This is a genomic window from Moorena sp. SIO2C4 (genome assembly GCF_010672485.1).
GTDB classification, from domain to species: domain Bacteria; phylum Cyanobacteriota; class Cyanobacteriia; order Cyanobacteriales; family Coleofasciculaceae; genus Moorena; species Moorena producens.
This window is the reverse complement of record NZ_JAAHGN010001019.1, coordinates 1-2,716: the sequence shown is the minus strand read 5'-3', so window position 1 is coordinate 2,716 and position 2,716 is coordinate 1. Positions and strand designations below refer to the sequence as shown.

General features: G+C 44.4%; 2 protein-coding genes. Both read left to right on the top strand.

Translation table 11 applies throughout. The features are described from left to right. Nucleotides 1–773 (top strand): efflux RND transporter periplasmic adaptor subunit (locus tag F6K20_RS33015; protein WP_287297575.1); only part of this gene is annotated, 773 nt, incomplete at its 5' end. A 26-nt stretch (nt 774–799) separates the two neighbouring features. Then, the coding region (locus tag F6K20_RS33010; RefSeq protein WP_287297573.1) for an efflux RND transporter permease subunit at nt 800–2,716 on the top strand (1,917 nt) is incomplete at its 3' end.

Here is a 2,716-nt window from a genome sequence, read left to right as displayed (position 1 = left end):
AAGTCTGGGCAACTGCTAATATTTATGAAAAAGATTTATATAAGGTAAAAATAGGTCAGAAGGTCAGATTAGAAGTTTCTAGTCTGCCTAATCAGACTTTTACAGGTCAAGTTACCCAAATCGACCCTATCGTGGCAGGTCAGACACGAGTAGTGCCAGTGAGGGTAAAGTTGGATAATCCTGGAGGGCAACTAAAACCAGGAATGTTTGCTCAATTAAATATTCTTACTGATAAAACCAGTGTAGCTACTTTAGCGATTTCTCAAGATGCTTTGGTGGATGCTAATGGTAAACAACTGGTTTATGTAGAAAATGGTCAGAACTTCTATGAACCTGTAGAACTTACTCTTGGTTCAACTTTTGGGGATTTGGTAGAAGTCAAGAATGGTTTATTTGAAGGTGACCAGATTGTGGCTGAAGGCGGGGTGATGTTGTATGCCCAATCCCTAAGGGGTGGCTCTAAAGCTGATCACCATGAACATGATCATGAACATGACCAAGAAGAACATAATCATAAGGCAACATCGACTAATGTTAATGTTGCTAGCCTACCCTGGTGGTGGGTTTTTCCTGTAGGAGGGGTAATTACAGCTGGTGCTTTTATGCTCGGACGCCGCACTGCTTCACAATCAAGACCAGCACCTATAGAAATTTCCGATGGGCTGACCAATAATAGCTATCATCCCACTGCTGATGTAAAAGGAAATGCCCAGAGCAATGGGGATGGCTATTTAGATTCGGCCATTCCTAATAGTTTCGTAAACAGGCAATAATCAGCAAGGCTGTAGGTAAGACCAAAATGCTTAACTCGATCCTGAAGTGGTCTATTGCTCGACGCTGGCTAGTTGTAATTGGCGCTATCATCGTCACAGTTTGGGGATTTGGCATTGTTTCCCAAATGCCCTTAGATGTATTTCCCAATTTTGCTCCTCCCCAAGTTGAAATTCAAACGGAAGCGCCGGGATTGGCTCCAGAAGAAGTGGAATCTTTAGTTACAATGCCTGTCGAAAGTGCGATCAATGGCATTCCTGGATTGACTACAGTACGATCCTCTTCGGGAGTGGGCATTTCTGTAGTAAAAGTTATCTTCAAATGGGATACTAATATCTATCAAGCTCGCCAGTTAGTAACTGAACGATTACAACAAGCTGCTGCCAGATTACCAGAAGGAGTAGAATCACCGCAAATTTCTCCCCTTTCCTCGCCCATTGGTACCATTCTTTCCTACGCTTTTACCATTGACGAAGATGTAGAGACAGGAGATGTCCCCTCTGAAATTGACCTAATGGCTGTGCGTCGATTGGTTGACCGAGATATTACCAACCAATTATTGGCAGTAGCGGGGGTAACTCAGGTAATTGCCTATGGGGGAGATGTACGTCAGTATCAGGTACTGGTTGACCCTGCCAAGTTAACCGCTTTTGATGTTTCCTTAGCAGAAGTTACCGAAGCAGCAGCAGCAGCAAATACTAATGCAGCGGGTGGCTTTCTGATTAGTCCAGACAAGGAACTATTAATTCGAGGCATTGGACGAGTTGAGTCAATAGAGGATTTAGAACAATCGGTGGTAGTGGCACGTAATGGCACACCATTGCTGCTTTCTGATATCGCCGATGTCCGAATTGGTGCTGCATTGAAGCGGGGTGATGGTAGCTTGGATGGAAAAAAAGCGATTGTGGTGCTAGTTAACAAACAGCCCCTGGCTGATACTCCTACTGTTACTAAAGCCGTAGAAGCAGCCATGGAGGAAATTAAAGAGGGTTTGCCGGAGAATGTCAAGGTTACTGTTACCTTTCGCCAATCCGATTTTATTGATGCCTCAATTAAAAATGTCAGGAATGCTTTGCGCGATGGCATCATCATTGTTTCTATTATTCTGTTTCTGTTCTTGATGAACTGGCGCACTGCCATTATTACCCTCAGCGCCATTCCTCTGTCTTTGTTGATTGGGATGATGCTACTCAATCTCTTTGGTTTGGGAATTAATACCATGACTCTGGGAGGACTAGCTGTAGCAATTGGGTCAGTGGTGGATGACTCGATTGTGGACATGGAAAATTGCTATCGGGGATTACGGAAAAATCAGCAAGCAGGAAATCCCCTCAACCCATTACAGGTGGTTTATAACACTTCAGTGGAAGTGCGAGTGAGTGTGCTGTTTTCTACAGTAATTATCGCTGTAGTCTTCGCACCAATTTTCACCCTTACTGGTGTTGAAGGTCGTATCTTTGCACCGATGGGAGTAGCCTATCTCGTATCAATTTTTGCCTCTACATTTGTAGCCCTGACCCTGAGTCCAGCTTTGTGTGCTTTCTTGCTTGCTACTGTACAGTTACCGGAAGAAGAAACTTGGGTAGCGCGCTTTTCTAAAAAACTATATCAGCCATTAATTCGGTTTTCTCTTCATGCTCCCAGTCTAGTTTTGCTAACAGCAGTAGCCGGGTTTGTCGCTTCTATAATTATTTTTACCTCTCTAGGACGAGTCTTTTTACCAGAGTTTCAGGAGCGATCGCTTGTGAATGCTTTCACTCTTTATCCCGGTGTCTCTCTGGAAATGACGAATCGGGCTGGTTCAGCCATGCAACTAGCTCTCAAAGATGACCCCCGGTTTGAGTCAGTGCAGTTACGTTCAGGGCGTGCTCCCGGTGATGCTGATGCTGGTAGTGTTACTCTCGGCCATTTGGATGTGGAAATTTCAGAGGAGGGGATGAAAGAA